This window comes from Kitasatospora sp. NPDC059462, assembly GCF_042749955.1.
Lineage (GTDB): Bacteria > Actinomycetota > Actinomycetes > Streptomycetales > Streptomycetaceae > Kitasatospora.
In genome coordinates, this window is sequence record NZ_JBHYUU010000381.1 from 1 (window position 1) to 2,247 (window position 2,247).

Annotated in this window: 3 protein-coding genes and 1 pseudogene; 2 read left to right on the plus strand and 2 right to left on the minus strand. The window is 76.1% G+C overall.

Annotated elements, in window-relative coordinates:
* Positions 1-36 precede the first annotated feature (36 nt).
* The gene (locus tag ACFXAM_RS38600; protein ID WP_380298593.1) at positions 37-726 is read right to left on the minus strand and encodes a class F sortase; all 690 of its coding nucleotides are present in this window, start codon (positions 724-726) and stop codon (positions 37-39) included.
* 108 nt (positions 727-834) lie between these two features.
* Entirely contained in the window at positions 835-1,260 is a 426-nt protein-coding gene (locus tag ACFXAM_RS38605; protein WP_380298595.1) for a hypothetical protein, read from the minus strand.
* Positions 1,261-1,512: 252 nt separating this feature from the next.
* Between ACFXAM_RS38605 and ACFXAM_RS38610 the strand changes: the two genes are divergently transcribed.
* Both ACFXAM_RS38610 and ACFXAM_RS38615 read left to right on the plus strand, forming a co-directional pair.
* Positions 1,513-1,965 carry a PPOX class F420-dependent oxidoreductase gene (locus ACFXAM_RS38610; protein ID WP_380298597.1) on the plus strand — a complete coding sequence of 151 codons (453 nt, stop codon included), beginning with the start codon at positions 1,513-1,515 and terminating at the stop codon, positions 1,963-1,965.
* A gap of 84 nt (positions 1,966-2,049) precedes the next feature.
* Positions 2,050-2,247: pseudogene (locus ACFXAM_RS38615) on the plus strand (hypothetical protein); the annotation flags it as partial.

Here is a 2,247-nt window from a genome sequence, read left to right on the forward strand (position 1 = left end):
GGAGGGGGCCGGCGGTCGCGGCGACGCCGGAGCCGCTCACGCCGGGCGCGAGGACTCCAGGTGCGCGAAGACCACCACGTTGTCGAGGTAGTCCCGGCGCTTCTTGTCGTAGGTGCCGCCGCAGGTGATCAGCCGCAGCTGCGCGTCGGGCGTCCTCCCGTAGACCCGCTGGTCGGGGAAGGCGTCCTTGGCGAAGGTCTCCACGGCGTCGACCGCGAACACGGCGACGGTGCCGTCGGCCCGCTGGACCTCCACCTTGTTGCCCGGCAGCATCAGGCTGAGCAGCAGGAACACCGCCGGTCCCTTGGTGGTGTCGACGTGCCCGGCGACCACCGCGGCGCCGCGCTCGCCGGGCGAGACGCCGTCGCGGTACCAGCCGACCAGGTTCTTGTCGTCCGGCGGCGGGGCGTCGAGCTGTCCGGCGGGGTTCAGGGCCAGCTCGGTGAAGGGGGCGTCCACGTTGATCTGCGGGATGCGCAGCCTGGTCGGCTTGGCGCGCTTCAGCGGCGGGGCCGCCTCGACCGGTGCGGCGGGCGCGCCCGCGCCCGGGGGGGCGGCACCGCCCGGCACGGCTGCGGCGGTGGCCGCCGGGGGAGCGGCCTGCCCCGGCACGGAACCGTCCGCCGGCACGGTGTCCACCGAGTTGTAGATCAGCAGCAGACCGACCGCCGCCGCGCCCATGCCCGCGCGCAGCAGCCGGGAGGTACCGGGGACCGGACCGGCCATCGTCGCTCGTACTCCTCTCCGCGGCCCGCCCCGCGCAGGCGCGGGCCCGACACGGCGAAGCGCCGCCCCGCGCGCCTCCGGAGGGGAGGCGGCGGGAACGGCGCGGGGTCAGATGGCGGCGCCGGCGGTCCGGCGGCCACGGCGCAGCGCGACCGCGCCGGCCCCCAGGCCGCCGAGCAGCAGGACCGCGCCGGAGGCGAGGCCGCCGCCGGAGAGCGCGAGCCCGCCGCCGCCGGTGTGCACGCCGCCGTGCGGGGCCTTCTCCTCGCCCTTGCCCTCGTAGCCCTTGCCTTCGGAACCCTTGCCCTCCGAGCCCTTGCCCTCGGACGCCTTCTGCTCCTCGGTACCGGAGGAGCTCTTCTGCTTCTCCTCCCAGGTCTTCTGGCCCTCGGGGCTGGCGGCCTTCTCCTGCTTCTCCTGCCAGGTCAGGTTCTTGCCCTGGTCGGAGGCGCCATCGGCGTAGGCGAGCGGGGCACCGACGGTGAGGGCCGCGGCGACGGCGGCCCCGGTGAGCAGCGTGCGTGCAGAACGCATGATGATGATCCTTCCGGCGCGGAACCCGCGATCGCCGACACGTCGTCGGCCAGGGGACTCACGGGCGGGCGCCTGATCCAACGTCAACCACGGTGGCGGCGGGTGCCACCGGAGGGCGGCAGCGGCGGCCCGGCGGATGAGCCCTTCGGGTGGAAGTCCCGGGCGTGTTCACCCGAGTGCCCTGGGCGGTCCGGGTGACGTCCGCGCGCGGGGGAGCGGAGTACGCGGGGACCGGGTGGGAACACTTGGCGCATGGTCGAGATCACGAGGGACGTCCGGGAACGGATCACGGCGGGGAACATCTGGTACGTCGGCACGGTCAACGCCGACGGGTCCCCGCACGTGAGCCCGATGTGGGTGGGGCTGGAGGGGGACCTGCTGCTGTTCAACACCTCCGTCGGGCGGGTCAAGGAACGGAACCTGCGGCGGGACCCGCGGGTCTGCCTCTCGCTGGCCGGTCCCGCCGACCCGTACGACCGGGTGCAGATCCGGGGGCGGGCGGTGCGCTTCGTCGAGGGCGAGGAGGCCGAACGGAACATGGACCGGCTGGCCCGCACCTACCTCGGCGTCGAGCGGTACGGGTGGGGGATCCCCGGGGAGCGCCGGGTGGTCGTGCTGATCGAGCCGACCAGGATCAGCCGGGTGCGGGGGATCGAGCCGCTGCCGCCGGGCGTGCCCGGAGCCGCCGCGCCGGACAGCACCTGAGCGGTCCCGAGCGGTCGCCCCGGGGGACCGCCCGCCGGCAGGCGCGTCTATCTTGAGGGTCCACGGACACGAGAGGGGCGGGACATGGGCACGGCCGGTCGGAAGGTGGCCGCCGCGGCGGCGACGGGAGTGCTGCTGGCGGCGGTGGCGGCGTGCGGCTCGGGGGGCTCGGCGCACTCCGGGGACGCGGCGAAGGGCGCGGCGGGAGCGTCGGCGAGCCCGGCGGCGACGGCCGGCGCGGCCACCGCCGCCGCACCCGCCGGCACTCCCGCGCCCCCGGAC